Raw genomic sequence first — 17,655 nt, forward strand, 5'->3', positions numbered from 1 at the left:
GTTGTAGACGGTCCTATCATCATTGGCTTGTCGAACAATGTTCAGCGTGCGACTTCAAGAGCCTCTTCCAAGGTGAAAGCGCATGCGTACAGCGACTTGCCGAGAATGGCGGAGTCCACGCCCAAATCGGCGAGCTCCTTGATGGCACGCAGGTCATCGAGCTTGGAAATACCGCCGGACGCGGTGACCTTCGCATCAGTACGTTCCGCGACTTCACGCAGCAGGTCGATGTTCGGGCCGCTCATCATGCCGTCGCGGGCCACATCGGTGACCACGTAACGGGAGCAGCCGACGGAATCCAGAAACGCCATGGTTTCGAACAGGTCGCCGCCTTCCTTCACCCATCCGCGTGCCGCGAGGGTGTGGCCGCGCACATCGAGGCCGACTGCCACGCGATCACCGTACTTCTTGATGACGGAAGCGGTCCAATCCGGATTCTCAAGAGCGGCCGTGCCAATGTTCACACGGGCTGCTCCTGCTTCCAAGGCCGCATCGAGCGATGCATCGTCGCGTACACCGCCGGACATTTCAATATTGACCTTGTCGCCCAGTTCCTTGACGATGGCACGCAGCTGGTCACGGTTGTTGCCCGTGCCGAACGCGGCGTCAAGATCGACCAGGTGAATCCATTCCGCACCGGACTCAGCCCACGTGCGAGCGGCCTCCAACGGCGAACCGTAGTCGGTTTCCGAACCGGATTCACCCTGACGCAGGCGAACGGCCTTACCATCACGAACATCGACGGCGGGAAGCAATGTCAAAGACATGTCTGTACCTCTCTGTGATCAACCGATCGCCATTACATGGCAATCGCAAGTATGTGCATCAAATAAGCGTGCATCAATCGTATATATGAAGTCAACGTCGAAACAGGCGATGACGATCTCATATCATCAGAACGTCGCAATCCAATTGCGCAGCAGCTGCGAGCCCGCTTCGGCGGACTTTTCGGGGTGGAACTGCGTGGCGAACAGCGGACCACGCTCGTAGGCCGCCACGAAACGGCTGCGTCCGTACGTGCACCAGGTCACGCGCTCCTCGGCGTCACCGAAATCAAGCTGGTCGCCGGACATGTCGGCAGGAGCGGCGTTCATCGCGGCGAAGGAATGTACGAAGTAGAAACGTTCACCTTCCACACCCTTCATGAGCACGGAACCTTCCGGTGCCTCGACGGTGTCCCATCCCATGTGCGGCACCACATCGGCGTCAAGCAGTTCCACGTCGCCCTTGATCAGACCAAGGCCCGGAGTGCCGGCGCCGTGTTCCATACCACGTTCGAACATGATCTGTTCGCCCACGCACACACCGAGCACCGGTCGCCCGGCACGCAGACGATCTTTGATCACGGTGTCTCCGCCCACCGACTTGAGACCTTCCATGCATGCACCGAAAGCGCCCACGCCGGGCACTACCAGACCGTCGGCTTCCAAGGCCTGCCGATGGTCGGAAGTGAGGGTCACGTCAAGGTTGAGATTGGCCAGCGCACGAACCATGGAACGCACGTTGCCGAAACCATAATCGAAAACCACCACGGATGTCATGGGCGTTCTCCTTCTTGTGTCATTCGTTGTTCTATGGCGTGAGTCGTCTTGTGTCGCGTAACGCATGTTCGGCAGGATGACTCACGTTTGCCGTCGTTAACTGATGCTTGATGCGCCGCGTCCGAACCGCGTATGCTCGGCGATAATGCTCATCGCTGCATCCCGATCGAGGTCGGCGGAATCGAAAATGGTCATATCCGCCTGTTCCAGCGCGTTCATATCGGTGATGCCAAGCATGAGATCTTCAACGAACGGCGCAGTGGAGGTGAATAGCACCGGCGGAGCGAAGGTTTTGCCCGCCTTGCCTTCCACGTACATCGTCGCTTCGAGCTTGTCCGCACGGTTGACGGCAAGAATCGCGGGCATGCCGGCAACGACGATCGTCATGTCTTTGACCGCCGCTTCCGGACCGTCTCCGTCGAGATTGCGCAGCACCGCGACAGCACCTTGCGCCGATCCGATGCATTGTGCGGAAATATCGGACAATTCGCAGAATGCCGCCAGCAATCGTGGCGAGGTCAGTCTGGTGATGATCACAGCCACTTTCGCACGATTGCCAAGCAGTCCCTGCAGCTCGTCTTCGAATTTCAACGAATCCTCAGCCGCGTTGAGCATGTCGTCGATTCCCGAGGATTCGGAGGATTCCGCATCATCGGAAGCTTCGGAGGAATCGAGAGCTTTAGATGGCGGATTGTCCGTCCGCTCATTCTTGCTTGCCTCGGCATCTTTGAATTCCTGCTCGAAGCCGGACATAGCCGCTTCCAATTCCTCTTCGCTGAAATGCATGCCGTTAGCGTTGGGATCGCCGAAATCGTTGGATTCGTCGAATCCTTGGAAATCGTCGAAATCGTTATTTCGATCGTCGCTCATCACAGAGCGCCCTTCGTGCTCGGAATACCATCGACACGTGGATCCGGCTCGATGGCGAAACGCAGCGCACGCGCCAAGGCCTTGAACTCGGCTTCGGCGATGTGGTGCGGATCACGGCCAGAGATCACCTGCAGATGCAGGCAGATTCCGGCATGCATGGCGATGGATTCCATAACGTGACGCACGAGGGAGCCAGTGAAATGGCCGCCGATCATGCAGTATTCGAAGCCTTCCGGCTCTCCGGTGCACACGCAGTACGGGCGTCCGGAAATATCGACCACAGCCTTGGCGAGCGCCTCATCCAACGGCACGGTGGCGTCGGCAAAACGACAGATGCCACGCTTGTCACCCAACGCCTGTTTCAACGCCTCGCCGAATACGATGGCAATGTCTTCGACGGTGTGGTGCGCGTCGATGTCGGTGTCACCGGTGGCTTTGATAGTCAGGTCGATCAGTGAATGCTTGCCGAGTGCCGTCATCATATGGTTGTAGAACGGCACCGAAGTGTCGATGTCGGTTTTGCCTGTGCCGTCGAGATTCAGGCTCAGTTCGACTTTGGATTCGCTGGTTTCACGAACGATGGTTGCGGTACGCGCCATGTTGCGACTCCTTTTGAAAATGCTCGATCCTGCTTTGGTGCAGTTTTTACGTATGTATTTCAGTCCTGTTCCACAATACGCAGCACTTCGACCAATGCTTCGCGGAAACGCGCCATTTCCTCGTCGGTGCCCATGCATACGCGCATCCAGCCGTCAGGGCCGACGGTGCGGATGAGCACGCCACGCTTGAGCAGTTCGTCGAAGATGCGGCTGCGATCGTCGAAATGACCGCCAAACAGGATGAAGTTGGACTGTGTTTCGGCCACTTCGAGCGGCTGTCCCTTGTAGGTTTGTTCCTTGAGCCACGCTGCGGTCTGATTGCGAATGTCACGCAGGTGTGCCACACGGCTGAGCTGCTCGTCGGTATGTTCGAATGCGGCAAGCGCGGCTGCCTGGGTGACGGCCGACAGGTGGTACGGCATGCGCACGATGCGCACGCAGTCGATGATGCCCTTGTTGGCGGCCAGATAGCCGACTCGTGCGCCTGCGAAGGCGAACGCCTTGCTCATGGTTCGGCTCACGGCGAGATTCTCATACTCGTCGATGAGTTCGAGCGCGGTGGGCGTGCCCGGATCACGGAATTCGATGTAGGCTTCGTCCACTACGACCACCGGATGCACGCCCTCGGCGGCACCTTCGACTTCAGCGGTTTTGGCGGCGTCGAGCACACGCTTGAGATCGTCCATCTTCAGCGGGGTGCCGGTCGGATTGTTCGGGCTGGTGAGCACGATCATGGCCGGCTTGACGTCTTCGATCGCTTTGATGGTGGCGTCGACGTTCAGTGAGAAATCCTCGTTGCGGTGCGCAAGCTTCCACGTGGTGAACGTGTCGCGAGCATATTCCGGATACATCGAATACGTCGGATCGCAACCGAGCGCAATGCGCCCTGGACCGCCGAAAGCCTGGAACAGCTGCAGCATGATCTCGTTGGACCCGTTGGCGCCCCACAGCTGGTCGACTTCCATCTTAACGCCGGACTCGCGTTCGAGATAGTCGCAGAACGCCTGACGCAACGCGATATGCTCACGATCCGGGTAACGGTTGAGCGACGGGGCGATCTCCTTGACTCGCTGCGCGATGGTTTCGACCACTGCCGGTTCCGGCGCATACGGGTTCTCGTTGACGTTGAGGCATACAGGCACGTCCAATTGCGGCGCACCGTACGGCTCTTCGCCGATCAGATCGTTACGCAGCGGGAGATATGCCGGAATGGCGTTGCTGGAAGTCTCACTCATCGAAGGCCTGCCTGCTCTTCCTGTTCCTTGATGGTTTCCTTGTTGTACGGATCGTCGATGAAGCGGCTCAGCACGCTTTCGCCGTGTGCCGGCAGATCTTCCGAAACGGCGAAGGCGTTCACGCGAGCAGCGAGGGTCTTCAGGCCCTGCTCGTCGTATTCGATGACTTCGACCGGCTTCATGAAGGTGTGCACGCCCAGGCCGGAGGCGAAACGTGCAGTGCCGGAGGTCGGCAGCACATGGTTGGAGCCGGACATGTAGTCGCCCAGCGGCACCGGAGAATACGGGCCACGGAAGACGGCACCGGCGTTGCGGATCTTGGCGATCACGGCATCCGGGTCGGAGGTCTGGACCTCAAGGTGTTCGGCGGCATACGCGTTGGCCGCGTCGATGGACTGTTCGATGCCATCGGTGAGGATGATGCCGGACTGACGACCACGCAGCGACGTGTTCACACGCTCGGAATGCTCGGTGCGAGGCACGCGGTACTTGAGATCCTCCTGCACCTGTTCGGCGATCTCTTCGCTGTCGGTGATGAGCACGGAACCGGCGAGTTCGTCATGCTCGGCTTGGCCGATCAGATCGGCGGCCAGCCAGCTCGGATTGGCGCCCTTGTCTGCGATGATGGCGATTTCGGTCGGTCCTGCCACGGCGTCGATGCCGACAATGCCCGACACCATACGCTTGGCGGTAGCGACGAAAATGTTGCCAGGACCGGTGATCTTGTCGACCGGATCGCACAGGATCTCACCGTCCTGCGGTTCGGAACCCTTGGCACCGTAGGCGAACATGGCCACGGCCTGAGCGCCGCCGACCGCATACACTTCATCAACGCCAAGAATGGCGCAGGTGGCGAGAATGGTCTTGTCAGGCAGACCATCGGCATTGTTACGGCTCGGCGGGGTTGCGATGGCGAGAGATTCCACGCCGGCGGCCTGTGCCGGAACCACGTTCATGATAACGGAGCTTGGGTAGACAGCCTTGCCTCCAGGCACATACAGACCGACACGCTGCACCGGAATCCAACGTTCGGAAACGCGGGCACCCTCAGCCAGATCGGTGTGGAACGGTGCCGGCACCTGGGAAGCGGACACGGCGCGGGAACGACGCACGGACTCTTCGATGGCGGCACGCACTTCCGGATCCAACTCGTCGACGGCGGCCTTCATGGCTTCCACCGGCACGCGCAGATTCTCCGGACGGATATGGTCGAATTTCTCCGCGAAGTCACGCAGGGCCGCAGCACCGCGGGCCTTCACATCGTCAAGAATGGGCTGCACGAGATCGGTCGCCTCGTTGGTGCCCATCTCGGCGCGGGGCATAGCCTCCAGCATTTCAGCTCGGGTCAACTTCTTGCCGCGCAGGTCAATGATTCGCATATAGTTTTCTTCGCTCATAACGCCCCATGGTAACAACGTAATGTCACGAGAACGCCTGCACGTCTCAAGTTCAGCCGCATAGTGAGATATTCGGCTGAACTTTCGGCATCATCCCCACGACCGGTCAGCCCAAAGGCAGAGAACTGGGACCGAAAAGGATTTTGATTTCAGCGAACAGACTCGTGTCGCGGCGCACGCGGAAACGGTCGCCGAACGTCAGTACCTTGGCGTTGCCCTTATCGTCCATCAATGCGAGCTTCACTTCGCAGGGTCCAGGATGATTCGAGAGAATCTGCCCCAACTGCTGCACATGCGATTGGTCAAGCGCGATCGGCGGCAGCATAATCGTCACCGGCTTCTCATCTTGCGCCTCCAACGTCGGCACGTTGAATTCCGTGGCACGCATGCTCACCGTCTCATCGCGTTTTTCGACCTGTCCACGGATCTGCACCACCGTATCGACTGCCAGTTCGGGAGCGGCGGCCTCGTATACCTTGCCGAAGAACATGCACTGGATGGAGCTTTCCAAATCCTCAATCGTCACAATCGCCCAAGGATTACCCTTCTTCGACACGCGACGATCCACATTCGTGATCAAGCCCGCCACCGTCACCTGCTGACCGTCAGGCATATTTGCGGCACGATCAATCAGATGCGCGATCGACATTTCACACAACGACGCCAGAATCGACTGCATGCCGCTCAACGGATGGTCGGACACATACAAACCAAGCATTTCACGCTCGAAATTCAACTTGGTTTTCTTATCCCACTCCTCCACGTCAGGCACGTTCACCATGGCATCACCCATGCCGGCATCATCTTCGCCGGAATCCTCCAAATCGGCGAACAAATCAAACTGGCCCTCAGCCTGCTTACGCTTCAAACCGACCACCGAATTGATCGCAGCCTCATGAATCGTAAACAACGCACGACGGTTCGGATCAATCGAATCAAACGCACCGGCCTTGATCAACGATTCAACCAATCGACGATTCAATGCCTCCATCGGCACACGCTTGATGAAATCAGGGAAATTCACATACTTGCCATGACTGCCGTCACGTTCCTTGACGATCGCATCAACCGCAGCCTTGCCAACGTTACGAATGGCGCCAAGACCAAAACGCACCACATCGCCAACAGCGGAATACTCATACACCGACTCGTTCACATCAGGCGACAACACCTGAATGCCCATGCGGCGAGCCTCACCCAAATACAACGCGGTCTTATCTTTGTTCGTGCTCGCACCCTGCAGCAAAGCCGCCATGAACTCCACCGGATAGTGCGTCTTCAAATACGCGGTCCAATACGAAATCAAACCGTATGCGGCCGAATGCGCCTTATTGAACGCGTAGCCTGAGAACGGCACCAAAATATCCCACACGGCCTGAGCCGCCTCCTGAGAATACCCATGCTCCTTCATGCCCGCGAAGAACGGCACCTTCTCCTTGGCCAGTACCTCAGGCTTCTTCTTACCCATCGCTCGACGAAGCACATCTGCCTTGCCCAACGAATAACCAGCCAAAATACGCGCAGCCGACTGTACCTGCTCCTGGTACACAATCAGACCATACGTCTCATCAAGCACCTCCTTCAGCGGCTCAGCCACCTCAGGATGAATCGGCGTGATCTTCTGCAAACCATTCTTACGCTTCGCATAATTCGTATGCGAATCCATATCCATCGGACCAGGACGATACAACGCGATCAATGCGGAAATATCGTTGAAGTTATTCGGCTTCAACGTTTTCAGCAACGAACGCATACCATCGGAATCCAACTGGAACACACCAAGCGTGTCACCTCGCGACAACAGATCGTACGTGGCACGGTCATCCAACGGAATCTTCGTATGGTCGATACGCTCCTTGCCATTCGCCTCGATATTATTCAACGTATCGCGAATAACCGTTAAGTTGGAAAGACCAAGAAAATCCATCTTGACCAAACCAAGCGTTTCACACGTATGATATTCCAACGTGGTCGTAACCGTACCATCGGTACGTTCCAGCAGCGGCGACGTATTCGAAATCGGCTCGCTACCCATGATCGTGGCGCACGCATGCACGCCGGTCTGACGAATCAACCCCTCAATACCCATCGCCTCATCCGTAACACGCTTCGCATCCGGATCGGAATCATACAATTCACGGAATTCACGAGCCTCCGCATAACGTTTCGACGTCGGCTCGAAAATATCGCGCAACGGAATATCCTTGCCACCCGTCTGCGCCGGCGGCAACGCCTTGGTGATACGCTCGCCCATGGAGAATTCGTAGCCCATGATTCGCGCGGAATCCTTCAGCGCCTGCTTGGTTTTGATGGTGCCATAGATCACACATTGCGCGACCTTGTCTCGACCGTACTTGTCGCCGACGTAATCAAGCACTCGGCCGCGGCCATCCGGATCGAAATCGACGTCGATATCAGGTAGTGACACACGTTCCGGATTAAGGAATCGTTCGAAGATCAGACCATGTTTAATCGGGTCGAGTTCGGTGATGCCCATGGCGTACGCCACCATGGCTCCTGCCGCGGATCCACGGCCCGGCCCCACCATCACGCCATGCGATTTGGCCCAGTTGATGTAGTCGGCCACCACGAGGAAGTATCCGCAGAACTGCATCTGGCAGATCACACCGCATTCGTAATCGGCCTGCTTAAGCACTTCGATCGGCGGATGACCGTCATAGCGCTGTTCCAAGCCTTCCTCGACTTTTCGCAGGAACAGCGAGGTCTCGTCCCAGCCTTCCGGGCAGTCGAATTGCGGCATGAACGCGCCGTCCTCATGATCGTCGAACATGACATTGCAGCGTTCGGCGATTTCCAACGTGTTGTCACACGCTTCGGGAATGTCTTTGAACAGTTCGCGCATTTCTTCGGCAGATTTCAGGTAGTAGCCGGTTCCGTCGAATTTGAATCGTCCCGGCTCGTCCAACGTGGAACCCGAGTTGATGCACAGCATGGCGTCCTGCGAGCCCGCGTCTTCGGCACGCACGTAATGCGAATCGTTGGTGGCAAGCAGCGGCGCGTTCAGTTTTTTCGCAATGTCCAGCAGACCGTCGGTCACTTGCTTTTCGATTTTCAGACCGTGGTCCATGAATTCGATATAAAAATTGTCGCGTCCGAAAATATCCTGTAATTCCCCTGCAGCACGCAATGCTTCGTCGAATTGGCCGAGCAGCAGTCGCGTTTGGATGATTCCTGACGGGCATCCGGAAGATGCGATGATGCCTTTGGAATATTTGGCAAGGATTTCCTTATCCATTCGAGGGTATCGCATGACACGTCCCTCAAGATTTGCGTCGGTGGACGCTTTCATAAGATTGACGAGGCCTTCGTCGGTTTCGGCCCACATCGTAAGGTGGGTGATCAGGCCGCCGCCGGATACGTCGTTAGGGTTGCGCCGGCGATGCTGCGGATCGATATCGGGATTCCAGTTGGTGTCCCAGCTGACGCGGGTTTGGTCCTGTCGCGCGGTTTCCGGCGTCACATACGCTTCGATGCCGATGATCGGTTTGACGCCCTCTTTGACCGCGGTGCTCCACATTTCGTATGCACCATGCATGTTGCCATGGTCGGTGATGCCGACGGCGGGCATATTGAGTTCTTTGGCACGCTTGACCAGATCCGGAATTTTCGATGCGCCGTCAAGCAGCGAATAATGCGTGTGATTATGCAGTTGTACGAAATTTCCGGAAGTAGCCATGCGTTCCAATCTACCGGTGATTGGTGACGTGCGCTCACGCTTCGGGCTTGTCTTGTGTGTCGTGTCTGTCGCGCATCACATCAAGCGCATGCTCCAGATCAGCTGGGTAATGTGATTTCACCGTAGTCCAGACACGGGTTCGCGGATGGCGGAATTCGAGTTGCATCGCGTGCAGCCACTGCCGTTCCAGTCCTAACGTTTCGCTCAGTTGCGGATTGGCGCCATACATGGCGTCTCCGGCAAGCGGATGCCCGATGGATGAGAAATGCACGCGAATCTGATGCGTACGCCCGGTTTCAAGGTTCACGGAAACTAGTGTCGCCTCACCGAAACGTTCCATCACATCCCAATGGGTAATGGCCTCTTTGCCGGCAGGAGTCACGCAAAAACGAAAATCGGAGACTTTGGCGCGACCGATCGGTGCTTCGATGGTTGCTTTGTTTTCCTTGAGATTGCCTTGCACGAGCGCATGATAGGTTTTTACGACTTCATGTTCGGCGAATTGTCTGCGCATTTCCACATAGGCGAGATCGGACTTGCATACGAGCATCAATCCGGATGTGCCCACGTCGAGGCGGGATACGATGCCTTGACGCCCTGCAGCGCCATAAGAAGTGATGTGCACTCCCCTGTCGAGCAGACTGCCGAGCACCGTCGGACCGGTCCAGCCGACGGAAGCATGAGCCGCCACACCCACCGGTTTGTCAACCACCACCACATCGTCGTCTTCATAGACCACGGCCATATCATGCGCGATCGGTTCAGGATCGGTTCGTTCCTCGACGATATCGAATTCCACGGTTTCGCCTGATTGCAGAGTCGACGATTTGGAAATGTCACGGCCAAGTACACGCGCCTGCCCGCTTTCGATGAGTTCCGCTGCCTTGGCACGGGAAATGCCCAGCATTTTGGCAACGGCGACATCGAAACGTTTGCCGACAAGCGCGTCGGGTGCGGGAACAAGACGGCTCATGTGCTCTTCTCTCCAGCCGTCCGTTCCATCTGTTCCTTGTTCCGTTCGTCAAGTTCCTTCTGACTGAACGGTTCTCCTACGAGCAGCAATGCAACTGCGGCAACGCCCGCCACCATCAGGAAAATGTCAGCAACATTGCCGACCGACCATCCGTAGTTGAGGAAGTCGACGACTTTGCCGTTGAGGAAACCTTCGGCATATGCAACGCGGTCGATGAGATTGCCTAACGCTCCGGCGAATGCAAGAGCGAACACCACCGTCCATTTCATGGAAATGGTACGGATCTCCAGTACCACCAGCGCCACGCAAGCCACAATGGCAAGCAGGGAAATCAACCACGTCATGTTGGATCCCATACCCAAGGACGCGCCCGGATTATGCACCAACGTGAATGAAAGCATTCCCGGAACCACACGTACCGTATGCCCGTCGGCAAGCGCCGACTGCGCCCATGCCTTGGTGATCTGATCAAGTACCAGCGCCGCAACGGCGATACACGCAAAGACGGCCACGCGAGTGCGCAGCCGTCTTTGATCATTTGTCATGATGTCAGACACAGCCTAATCTCAGTCGTTCTGGGAATCCTGATCATAGTTGTTCGTGTCGGACACCTGCGACACGAGCTGTCCGAGGAATTCGGTAAGACGCGCGCGGTATTCGGTTTCGAACTGCTTGAGGCCCTGAATGTTACCTTCGATGACCTTGGTCTGCGCTTCGAGATTGTCGCGGACCTGCTGAGCATAATCGTCGGCTGCGGTACGGGTCTTCGAATCGTAGTCGAAGGCACGCTTCTGCACTTCGGACTCGTACTCGTCGGCTTCGTTGTGCTTCGTGGAGAAGTAGGTATCGCCATCCTGGGTCTTCTGTACAAGGTAGGCATCGCCCTCCTGAGTCTTCTGATCCAGATAAGCATCACCATCCTGGGTCTTCTGCGCAAGATAAGCATCGCCTTCCTGGGTCTTCTGATCCAAGTAGGCGTTACCCTCCTGAGTGCGCTGTGCTAGGTAGTCATCGCCTTCTTGGGCACGCTTGGCCAAGTACGCGTCGCCTTCCTGAGTCTTCTGGTTCAGGTAACCATCAGCCTTGGCACGGGTGTCGGCCGAATACTGATCAGCATCGGAACGGGTGCTTTCGGAATAGTTGTCAGCCTCGAAACGAGTACGGTTGGAGTAGTCGTTGGCATTGCCGATGAGCTCATCGTACTTGCGCTGGGACTCGTCGGTAATTTCCTTGGCCTTGGCCTTGCCCTTGTCGACATACTGGTCGTGCAGCTGCATGGCCAAGGTCAGCATGGCGGTGGCGCGCTCCGGCTCCGTATTAGCGGTGGCTGCGGCTCCTGCGATCTTCTGCAGGCTTCCGGTTTCGGTGCTCGGCTCGACCTTGGCGACCTGCTCGCGCAGCTGGGCTTCACGCTGCTGCGATTCCTGCAGCTGCTGTGCAAGCTGCTGAATCTGCGCGGCCTGCTGCTGGGCACGCTCATCCTGCTGCTGGGACTGTGCCGCATGCTGCTGCGTGAGCTGCTGAGCTTGGGCGACCTGCTCCTGAGCCTCTTCAAGCCTTGCATTGAGCTGCTGGATCTCAGCCGCCTGCTGCTGGGCCACCACAACCTGCTGCTGGGCGGAAGCCAGCTGACGGGACAGGTCTTCGGTCTGCGCACGGAATGCGTCGCGCTCATGCTGCATGGAGGTCAGCTGTTCGCCCAAATCCGCCTGGCCGGCAGCTTCAGCCGACTGCGCGGTGAGCTGGTCAACCTGTGCGGACAGACGATCCACCTGATCCTTGAGCTGTTCGTTCTGAGCCGACAGAGCACGGTTGCTTTCCTCAGCCTCGGTAAGCTTGGCTGCTGCGACCTGAGCTGCCTGAGCTGCCTGATCACCAGCGCCGGCTGCCTGCTCGGAGGCGGACTTCAATGTCGCGTTCTCCTGCTGCAGGGACTGAACCTGAGCGCTGAGCTCGGAAATCTTGGAGTTGAGCCCCGCAACATCCGGGCCGAGGGCCTGAGTGGCCTGGCCGCTGGCGACTGCCTGCTTGCCTAGAGCCTCCACCGTCTCGGTTACCTGATCGAGAAAATCGTCGACTTCGTCGACGTCATACCCCTCTTTCAACCTTACGGTCCGGAAAGTATGCTCTCTGATATCTTTCGGCGTCAACAGAGCCATAAATCTTACACCTCGCTTTGGGCTTGATGCCTTGCTGTTGTTGCTTTCATTTGTTGACTCTAGCACGGAACCACCGATTTTTTGCGAAAAATCGGCATTTGACATGCATTAAATGAGGAAATCAATAACAATGAGAATGAAATAAAGAACGATGAATGCCACATCGAAATAAATAGGACCCATTGGAATAGGGCGGATATATTGGCGTAGCCAGCGCAGTGGAGGCTCTGTCAACTGGTAAACCGCGTCAATCAGCGACGACGCCAACCCCCGTGGACGCCATGCCGACGCCAACACAGCTATCCAATCGAGAATCATGCGAATGAACAGCACCAGAATGTAGGCATTCACCAGAAAGTGAACGACGCTACCGATCAAAGTCAAAATCATGGAGCACCACCATAGCAACAGAACATAACAAAGCCCCCATCACGAGTGATGGAGGCTTTACGCAGTCTGATTTCGCAATGGCTTTCGTCTGCGTCAGTCGGCGAACAAATCGTGCGACGAGCTATTCACCTGCGGTTCCTCAACCTTGATATTCACTTGAGCTGGGCTAAGCAGGAACACACGCGGAGTGACACGTTCGATGGAGCCACGCACGCCGAAAACCACACCCGCGGAAAAGTCCACAATACGATACGCCACGGCCTCGGCAACGCCAGTTAGGTTCAGCACCACCGGAACGCCGTCGCGAATGGCACGTCCGACCAGCTGCGCATCCTCATAGGACTTCGGGTGAATCGTGGTGATACGGCTCACCCTTCCACCTTGGAACGGGTTGGCTTTGGTCTGCTCGCGCGGTGCGGACGTCGCGGCAGGCGTCGAAGCCATCGGGGTCACGGAATGATCGGAATCGAACGAGGTTTCGCCGCTCTCAGCCTCCTCGTTAAAATCCTCGTCACCCTCGGCAACGTCGGTCATGCCCAAATAGGACATCGCGCTTTTCATAAAACCTGCCATGAACGATCCTTTCGCGTCTTCGCGTTGCTTTTAGCGCAGGAAATCCGGAATATCCAAATCGCCGGCGTCGTTCGAAGACACCACTTCATGCTCGGTGGTCTGATCGAATGACGGAACGACGGGTTCCGGAGTGGACGGAACATAAGTGGACAGCGGCTGCACCTTCGGGGCTTCCGGAGTCTGAATGAGCTGAGGCTGCTGCGGAGCCGCCGCCCTCGGAGCAGCAGCTCTCGGAGCCGCGGACAGCGCCGACAGCGGAATCGTATCTTCCGCAGGCTCGGCCTGCTTCTGGGCCTCGGCCTGAGGGGCCTTCTTGGAGTTGGCATCGAAGCCTGCGGCGATGACAGTGACACGCACTTCGTCGCCATAGGCGTCGTCGAGGGAAAGACCCCAAATGATCTGCGCTTCCGGATGGATGGCCTTGCCCACCAGCTGAGTGGCGGCAGCCGCTTCCTGCAGCTTCAGGTCGGACGGACCCGCGATGTTGATCAAAGCGCCATGAGCACCCTCGATGCTTTCTTCCAGCAGCGGAGAGCTGATGGCGATTTCGGCGGCCTGGGTGGCGCGATCCTCGCCCCGGGCGGAACCGATGCCGAACAGTGCGGTGCCTGCGCCACGCAGAATGGCGTTGACGTCGTTGAAGTCGACGTGAATGTAAGAATTGGAGGAAATCAGGTCCGTGATGCCCTGCACACCTGCCAGCAATGCAGTGTCGGCGGTCTTGAACGCGTCGACGATACCAATGGTGCGATCGGAAAGCTCAAGCAGTCGATCGTTCGGAATCACAATCAGTGCATCGACTTCCTTGCGCAGATTCTCAATGCCAAGTGCTGCGGAAGCCGCACGCTGGGGACCTTCAAAGCCGAACGGACGGGTAACCACCGCAATGGTCAACGCACCCTGCTGGTGTGCGGCACGAGCTACGATCGGGCTTGCGCCGGTACCGGTGCCACCACCCTCACCGCAGGTCACGAACACCATATCGGCGCCCTTGAGCGATTCCTCGATATCAGACTGATGATCCTGAGCGGCTTTAGCGCCCTTCTCCGGGTCGGCACCGGCGCCAAGACCACGGCTGGTGGCATCGTTCAAGGAGATCTTGACATCAGCGTCGGAACGCATCAGATCCTTCGCGTCGGTATTGATCGCAATAAATTCAACACTTTGAAGACCCTCGGCAATCATGCGATTGACGGCATTACCGCCAGCTCCACCAACACCGACAACCTTGATATTCGTCTTGTCGTTGAAATTGTCAGTCTGGGCAATCTCGCTCACCATAGTCTCCTGTCACTCGCGTTTACGCACAACTTTATCGCAGACACGCCGTAATACGCGCGCTTTTCGCCGTGTGTAACGACGTTTTTTCACTTTTTATTGCTAACGTGTTCATTTCGCCTCAGATGTACCCTCTTTCGGCGCCCCACACGATTTAACCACATCAGCATGTCATGTTCAATAACTGGCATCCATAGGATCATCGCCGAACAGCGCCTGACGTTCATCATGCGTCGTTTCCCGTGATTCCAACCATCCGTAGGGCAAATGCACTTTCTTTGCGAAGCGCACGCGCCCCCTTGGCTTGTCGACCACTCGTTCGGGGAAACGGGTGTCGGGATCCAGCTTGCCTATTTCGGTTCTGACATCCTCAAGATTTTCACATTCCATGAAAGCGCGACGGGTGGAGCCTCCAACGGGGAATCCCTTGAGATACCACGCGATATGCTTACGCAGATCATGCACGGCCATCTGCTCGTCGCCATCATAAAATTCGGTCAACAGTTCCGCATGGCGTTCAACCACACGGCACACGTCTCCCAATGTAGGGTCGACACGCTTGTCGCAGCCGGCGAACGCGTTCTTGATATCGGCAAACAGCCACGGCCTGCCTTGACAGCCACGGCCGATCGCAACACCAGCGCAACCGGTTTCGGCAACCATGGCAAGCGCATCGTTCGCACCCCAAATGTCACCGTTGCCGAACACTGGAATATCTAGCGCTTCGACCAGTTCACCGATTCTGCTCCAGTCGGAATGCCCACCGTAATATTCGGCGGTGGTACGCGCATGCAGGGTAACGGCCCTGCAACCTTCCTCCTGCGCGATATGCCCGGCTTCAAGGAACGTCTCATGCTCGTGGTCGATGCCGACACGAATCTTCGCCGTAACAGGCACATTGGCCGCATCACAGACCTTGACCACGCGTTGGATAATCTCACGGAACAGATCCGTCTTCCATGGCAACGCCGAACCGCCGCCACGCCTGGTCACTTTGGGTACGGGGCATCCGAAATTCAGATCGACGTGGTCGGCCATGTTTTCGTCGATGACGATTTTCGCAGCCTGTTCCACGATTGCTGGATTCACGCCATACAGTTGCAGCGAGCGAATCTTCTCGCTTGGAGCGAAATGACACAACCGCAATGCTTTGGGATTGCGGGCAACCAACGCGCGCGCGGTGATCATTTCAGCTACGTACAGACCGTCAGGACCGTAGCTTTCGCAAATCACGCGGAACGGCCAGTTGGTCACTCCCGCCATAGGCGAAAGCACCACCGGCGTCTCAACATGCACCGACCCTAAATCAACAGGCTTAATAACCGGAGGAACCGACGGCCTCACCGCGTCGGTACGCGGGTCGAGCACGTCGGATTCCTCGTAAGCAGTCACAATGCTATCTGGCATAAGAACGCTATGGTAACCAGTAACCAGTTTTAGTACAAGCCACCGGCTTCGGCGATCTTGACGGACTCAGGCCAAGCCTCGCCGCCCATCTCGACCGGTACCTGCGGGTAGCGCACATGCTTCTCGCCAATGCGTGCAGACACGTAATCGGCCACCTTGTCGAGTGCGACGCGCTCCTGCTGCATGGTGTCACGTTCACGAATGGTGACGGCCTGATCGTCGAGCGTATCGAAGTCGACGGTGATGCACAGCGGGGTGCCGATTTCGTCTTCGCGACGGTAGCGACGACCGATCGCACCGGCCTCGTCGTAGTCGATCATCCAATCGTGCTGACGCAGGTCGGCTGCCAGATCATGTGCCACGGTCTGCAGTTCCGGCTTCTTGCTCAACGGCAGCACTGCGGCCTTGACCGGAGCCAGGCGCGGATCAAGACGAAGCACGGTACGCTTGTCGACGCCGCCCTTGGTGTTCGGCGCCTCGTCAACGTCGTAGGCATCAACAAGGAAGGCCATGAGAGAGCGGGTCAGGCCTGCGGCCGGCTCGATGACGTACGGCACGTACTTTTCGCCGGTGGCCTGGTTGAAGTAGCTCAGGTCCTCGCCGGAATGCTTGGCATGTGCAGAAAGGTCGAAGTCAGTACGGTTGGCCACACCTTCGAGTTCACCCCAATCGGATCCTTGGAAGCCGAACTTGTATTCAATGTCGACGGTACGCTTCGAATAGTGGGCCAGCTTCTCCTTCGGATGCTCATAGTGGCGCAGGTTCTCCGGTTTCACGCCAAGATCGATGTACCACTGGGTGCGTGCGTCGATCCAGTACTGGTGCCATTCCTCATCGGTACCCGGAGCCACGAAGAATTCCATTTCCATCTGTTCGAACTCGCGGGTACGGAAGATGAAGTTGCCCGGGGTGATTTCATTACGGAAGGACTTGCCCATGTTGGCGATGCCGAACGGCGGCTTGGAACGAGAAGAGGTCATCACGTTCTTGAAGTCCACGAAAATGCCCTGCGCGGTTTCCGGACGCAGGTAGTGCAGCGAATTCTCGTCTTCGACCGGTCCGAGGTGGGTGCGCAGCATCATGTTGAAGTCGCGCGGTTCAGTCCAGTTGCCACGGGTGCCGCAATCCGGGCACACAATATCCTTGAGACCGTTTTCCGGCAGCTTGTCGCCATGCTTTTCGGCATAGGATTCCTCAAGCTTATCCGCACGGTGGCGCTTGTGGCAGTTGAGGCATTCGATCAGCGGATCGTTGAACACGGACACGTGGCCGGAAGCCACCCACACAGCCGGCGGAAGAATAATGGACGTGTCAACGCCCACCACGTCGCCACGGGTGACGACCATGGAACGCCACCATTCGCGCTTGATATTGTCTTTCAGCGCAACGCCGAGCGGACCGTAATCCCACGCGGAACGGGTTCCACCGTAGATTTCACCGGCGGGGAAAACAAAGCCACGACGCTTGGCGAGGGATACGACTTCATCGAGTTTGGATACAGCCACAATGCACCTTCTGGTTTGAACGGTTTGGGGT

Annotated in this window: 15 protein-coding genes; all 15 read right to left on the reverse strand. The window is 57.3% G+C overall.

Annotated elements, in window-relative coordinates; translation table 11 throughout:
• Window positions 1-41 precede the first annotated feature (41 nt).
• On the reverse strand, window positions 42-767 hold the full coding sequence (gene priA, locus CE168_RS04810; RefSeq protein WP_099571342.1) for a bifunctional 1-(5-phosphoribosyl)-5-((5-phosphoribosylamino)methylideneamino)imidazole-4-carboxamide isomerase/phosphoribosylanthranilate isomerase PriA: 726 nt from the start codon (window positions 765-767) through the stop codon (window positions 42-44).
• 126 nt (window positions 768-893) lie between these two features.
• Window positions 894-1,541 (reverse strand): imidazole glycerol phosphate synthase subunit HisH, encoded by a 648-nt coding sequence (gene hisH / locus CE168_RS04815; RefSeq protein ID WP_099571343.1) that lies wholly within the window; start codon window positions 1,539-1,541, stop codon window positions 894-896.
• 96 nt (window positions 1,542-1,637) lie between these two features.
• Window positions 1,638-2,411, reverse strand: coding sequence for a hypothetical protein (locus tag CE168_RS04820; RefSeq protein ID WP_099571344.1), 774 nt, complete (start codon window positions 2,409-2,411; stop codon window positions 1,638-1,640).
• Window positions 2,411-3,010 carry an imidazoleglycerol-phosphate dehydratase HisB gene (gene hisB, locus CE168_RS04825; RefSeq protein WP_099571345.1) on the reverse strand — a complete coding sequence of 200 codons (600 nt, stop codon included), beginning with the start codon at window positions 3,008-3,010 and terminating at the stop codon, window positions 2,411-2,413. Before hisB ends, CE168_RS04820 begins: the two co-directional genes overlap by 1 nt.
• A 59-nt stretch (window positions 3,011-3,069) precedes the next feature.
• A complete protein-coding gene (locus CE168_RS04830) occupies window positions 3,070-4,245 on the reverse strand; it encodes a histidinol-phosphate transaminase (RefSeq protein WP_099571346.1) in 1,176 nt (391 codons plus the stop codon).
• Window positions 4,242-5,624, reverse strand: a complete 1,383-nt coding sequence (hisD, locus tag CE168_RS04835; protein WP_180753720.1) for a histidinol dehydrogenase — start codon at window positions 5,622-5,624, stop codon at window positions 4,242-4,244. The genes CE168_RS04830 and hisD overlap by 4 nt, the downstream gene beginning before the upstream one ends.
• Before the next feature lie 124 nt (window positions 5,625-5,748).
• Window positions 5,749-9,339: a DNA polymerase III subunit alpha gene (gene dnaE / locus CE168_RS04840; protein ID WP_099571348.1), complete on the reverse strand. Its 3,591-nt coding sequence runs from the start codon at window positions 9,337-9,339 to the stop codon at window positions 5,749-5,751.
• A gap of 34 nt (window positions 9,340-9,373) precedes the next feature.
• A complete protein-coding gene (locus CE168_RS04845) occupies window positions 9,374-10,312 on the reverse strand; it encodes an RluA family pseudouridine synthase (RefSeq protein ID WP_099571349.1) in 939 nt (312 codons plus the stop codon).
• A complete protein-coding gene (locus CE168_RS04850) occupies window positions 10,309-10,857 on the reverse strand; it encodes a signal peptidase II (protein WP_099571507.1) in 549 nt (182 codons plus the stop codon). Before CE168_RS04850 ends, CE168_RS04845 begins: the two co-directional genes overlap by 4 nt.
• A 21-nt stretch (window positions 10,858-10,878) precedes the next feature.
• Entirely contained in the window at window positions 10,879-12,471 is a 1,593-nt protein-coding gene (locus tag CE168_RS04855; protein WP_099571350.1) for a DivIVA domain-containing protein, read from the reverse strand.
• Between the two features lie 108 nt (window positions 12,472-12,579).
• Window positions 12,580-12,861 carry a YggT family protein gene (locus CE168_RS04860; RefSeq protein WP_099571351.1) on the reverse strand — a complete coding sequence of 94 codons (282 nt, stop codon included), beginning with the start codon at window positions 12,859-12,861 and terminating at the stop codon, window positions 12,580-12,582.
• 93 nt (window positions 12,862-12,954) lie between these two features.
• Window positions 12,955-13,434: a cell division protein SepF gene (locus tag CE168_RS04865; protein ID WP_099571352.1), complete on the reverse strand. Its 480-nt coding sequence runs from the start codon at window positions 13,432-13,434 to the stop codon at window positions 12,955-12,957.
• 30 nt (window positions 13,435-13,464) lie between these two features.
• On the reverse strand, window positions 13,465-14,715 hold the full coding sequence (gene ftsZ / locus CE168_RS04870) for a cell division protein FtsZ (RefSeq protein ID WP_180753397.1): 1,251 nt from the start codon (window positions 14,713-14,715) through the stop codon (window positions 13,465-13,467).
• 174 nt (window positions 14,716-14,889) lie between these two features.
• Complete coding sequence (gene dusB / locus CE168_RS04875) at window positions 14,890-16,119, reverse strand: tRNA dihydrouridine synthase DusB (protein ID WP_099571353.1); 1,230 nt, start codon at window positions 16,117-16,119, stop codon at window positions 14,890-14,892.
• Between the two features lie 29 nt (window positions 16,120-16,148).
• A complete protein-coding gene (locus CE168_RS04880; RefSeq protein ID WP_099571354.1) occupies window positions 16,149-17,624 on the reverse strand; it encodes a glycine--tRNA ligase in 1,476 nt (491 codons plus the stop codon).
• Window positions 17,625-17,655 lie beyond the last annotated feature (31 nt).

It is taken from the genome of Bifidobacterium sp. N5G01 (assembly GCF_002742425.1).
Lineage (GTDB): Bacteria > Actinomycetota > Actinomycetes > Actinomycetales > Bifidobacteriaceae > Bifidobacterium > Bifidobacterium hominis.

Excerpts from the sequence above, each read along its gene's own strand:
- hisD (WP_180753720.1), bottom strand. The coding sequence starts at position 5,624 with ATGCGAATCATTGACCTGCGCGGCAAGAAGTTGACCCGAGCTGAAATG.
- dusB (WP_099571353.1), bottom strand. The coding sequence starts at position 16,119 with ATGCCAGATAGCATTGTGACTGCTTACGAGGAATCCGACGTGCTCGAC.
- CE168_RS04850 (WP_099571507.1), bottom strand. The coding sequence starts at position 10,857 with ATGACAAATGATCAAAGACGGCTGCGCACTCGCGTGGCCGTCTTTGCG.
- hisB (WP_099571345.1), bottom strand. The coding sequence starts at position 3,010 with ATGGCGCGTACCGCAACCATCGTTCGTGAAACCAGCGAATCCAAAGTC.
- dnaE (WP_099571348.1), bottom strand. The coding sequence starts at position 9,339 with ATGGCTACTTCCGGAAATTTCGTACAACTGCATAATCACACGCATTAT.
- CE168_RS04845 (WP_099571349.1), bottom strand. The coding sequence starts at position 10,312 with ATGAGCCGTCTTGTTCCCGCACCCGACGCGCTTGTCGGCAAACGTTTC.
- CE168_RS04860 (WP_099571351.1), bottom strand. The coding sequence starts at position 12,861 with ATGATTTTGACTTTGATCGGTAGCGTCGTTCACTTTCTGGTGAATGCC.
- priA (WP_099571342.1), bottom strand. The coding sequence starts at position 767 with ATGTCTTTGACATTGCTTCCCGCCGTCGATGTTCGTGATGGTAAGGCC.
- ftsZ (WP_180753397.1), bottom strand. The coding sequence starts at position 14,715 with ATGGTGAGCGAGATTGCCCAGACTGACAATTTCAACGACAAGACGAAT.
- hisH (WP_099571343.1), bottom strand. The coding sequence starts at position 1,541 with ATGACATCCGTGGTGGTTTTCGATTATGGTTTCGGCAACGTGCGTTCC.
- CE168_RS04830 (WP_099571346.1), bottom strand. The coding sequence starts at position 4,245 with ATGAGTGAGACTTCCAGCAACGCCATTCCGGCATATCTCCCGCTGCGT.
- CE168_RS04820 (WP_099571344.1), bottom strand. The coding sequence starts at position 2,411 with ATGAGCGACGATCGAAATAACGATTTCGACGATTTCCAAGGATTCGAC.
- CE168_RS04855 (WP_099571350.1), bottom strand. The coding sequence starts at position 12,471 with ATGGCTCTGTTGACGCCGAAAGATATCAGAGAGCATACTTTCCGGACC.
- CE168_RS04865 (WP_099571352.1), bottom strand. The coding sequence starts at position 13,434 with ATGGCAGGTTTTATGAAAAGCGCGATGTCCTATTTGGGCATGACCGAC.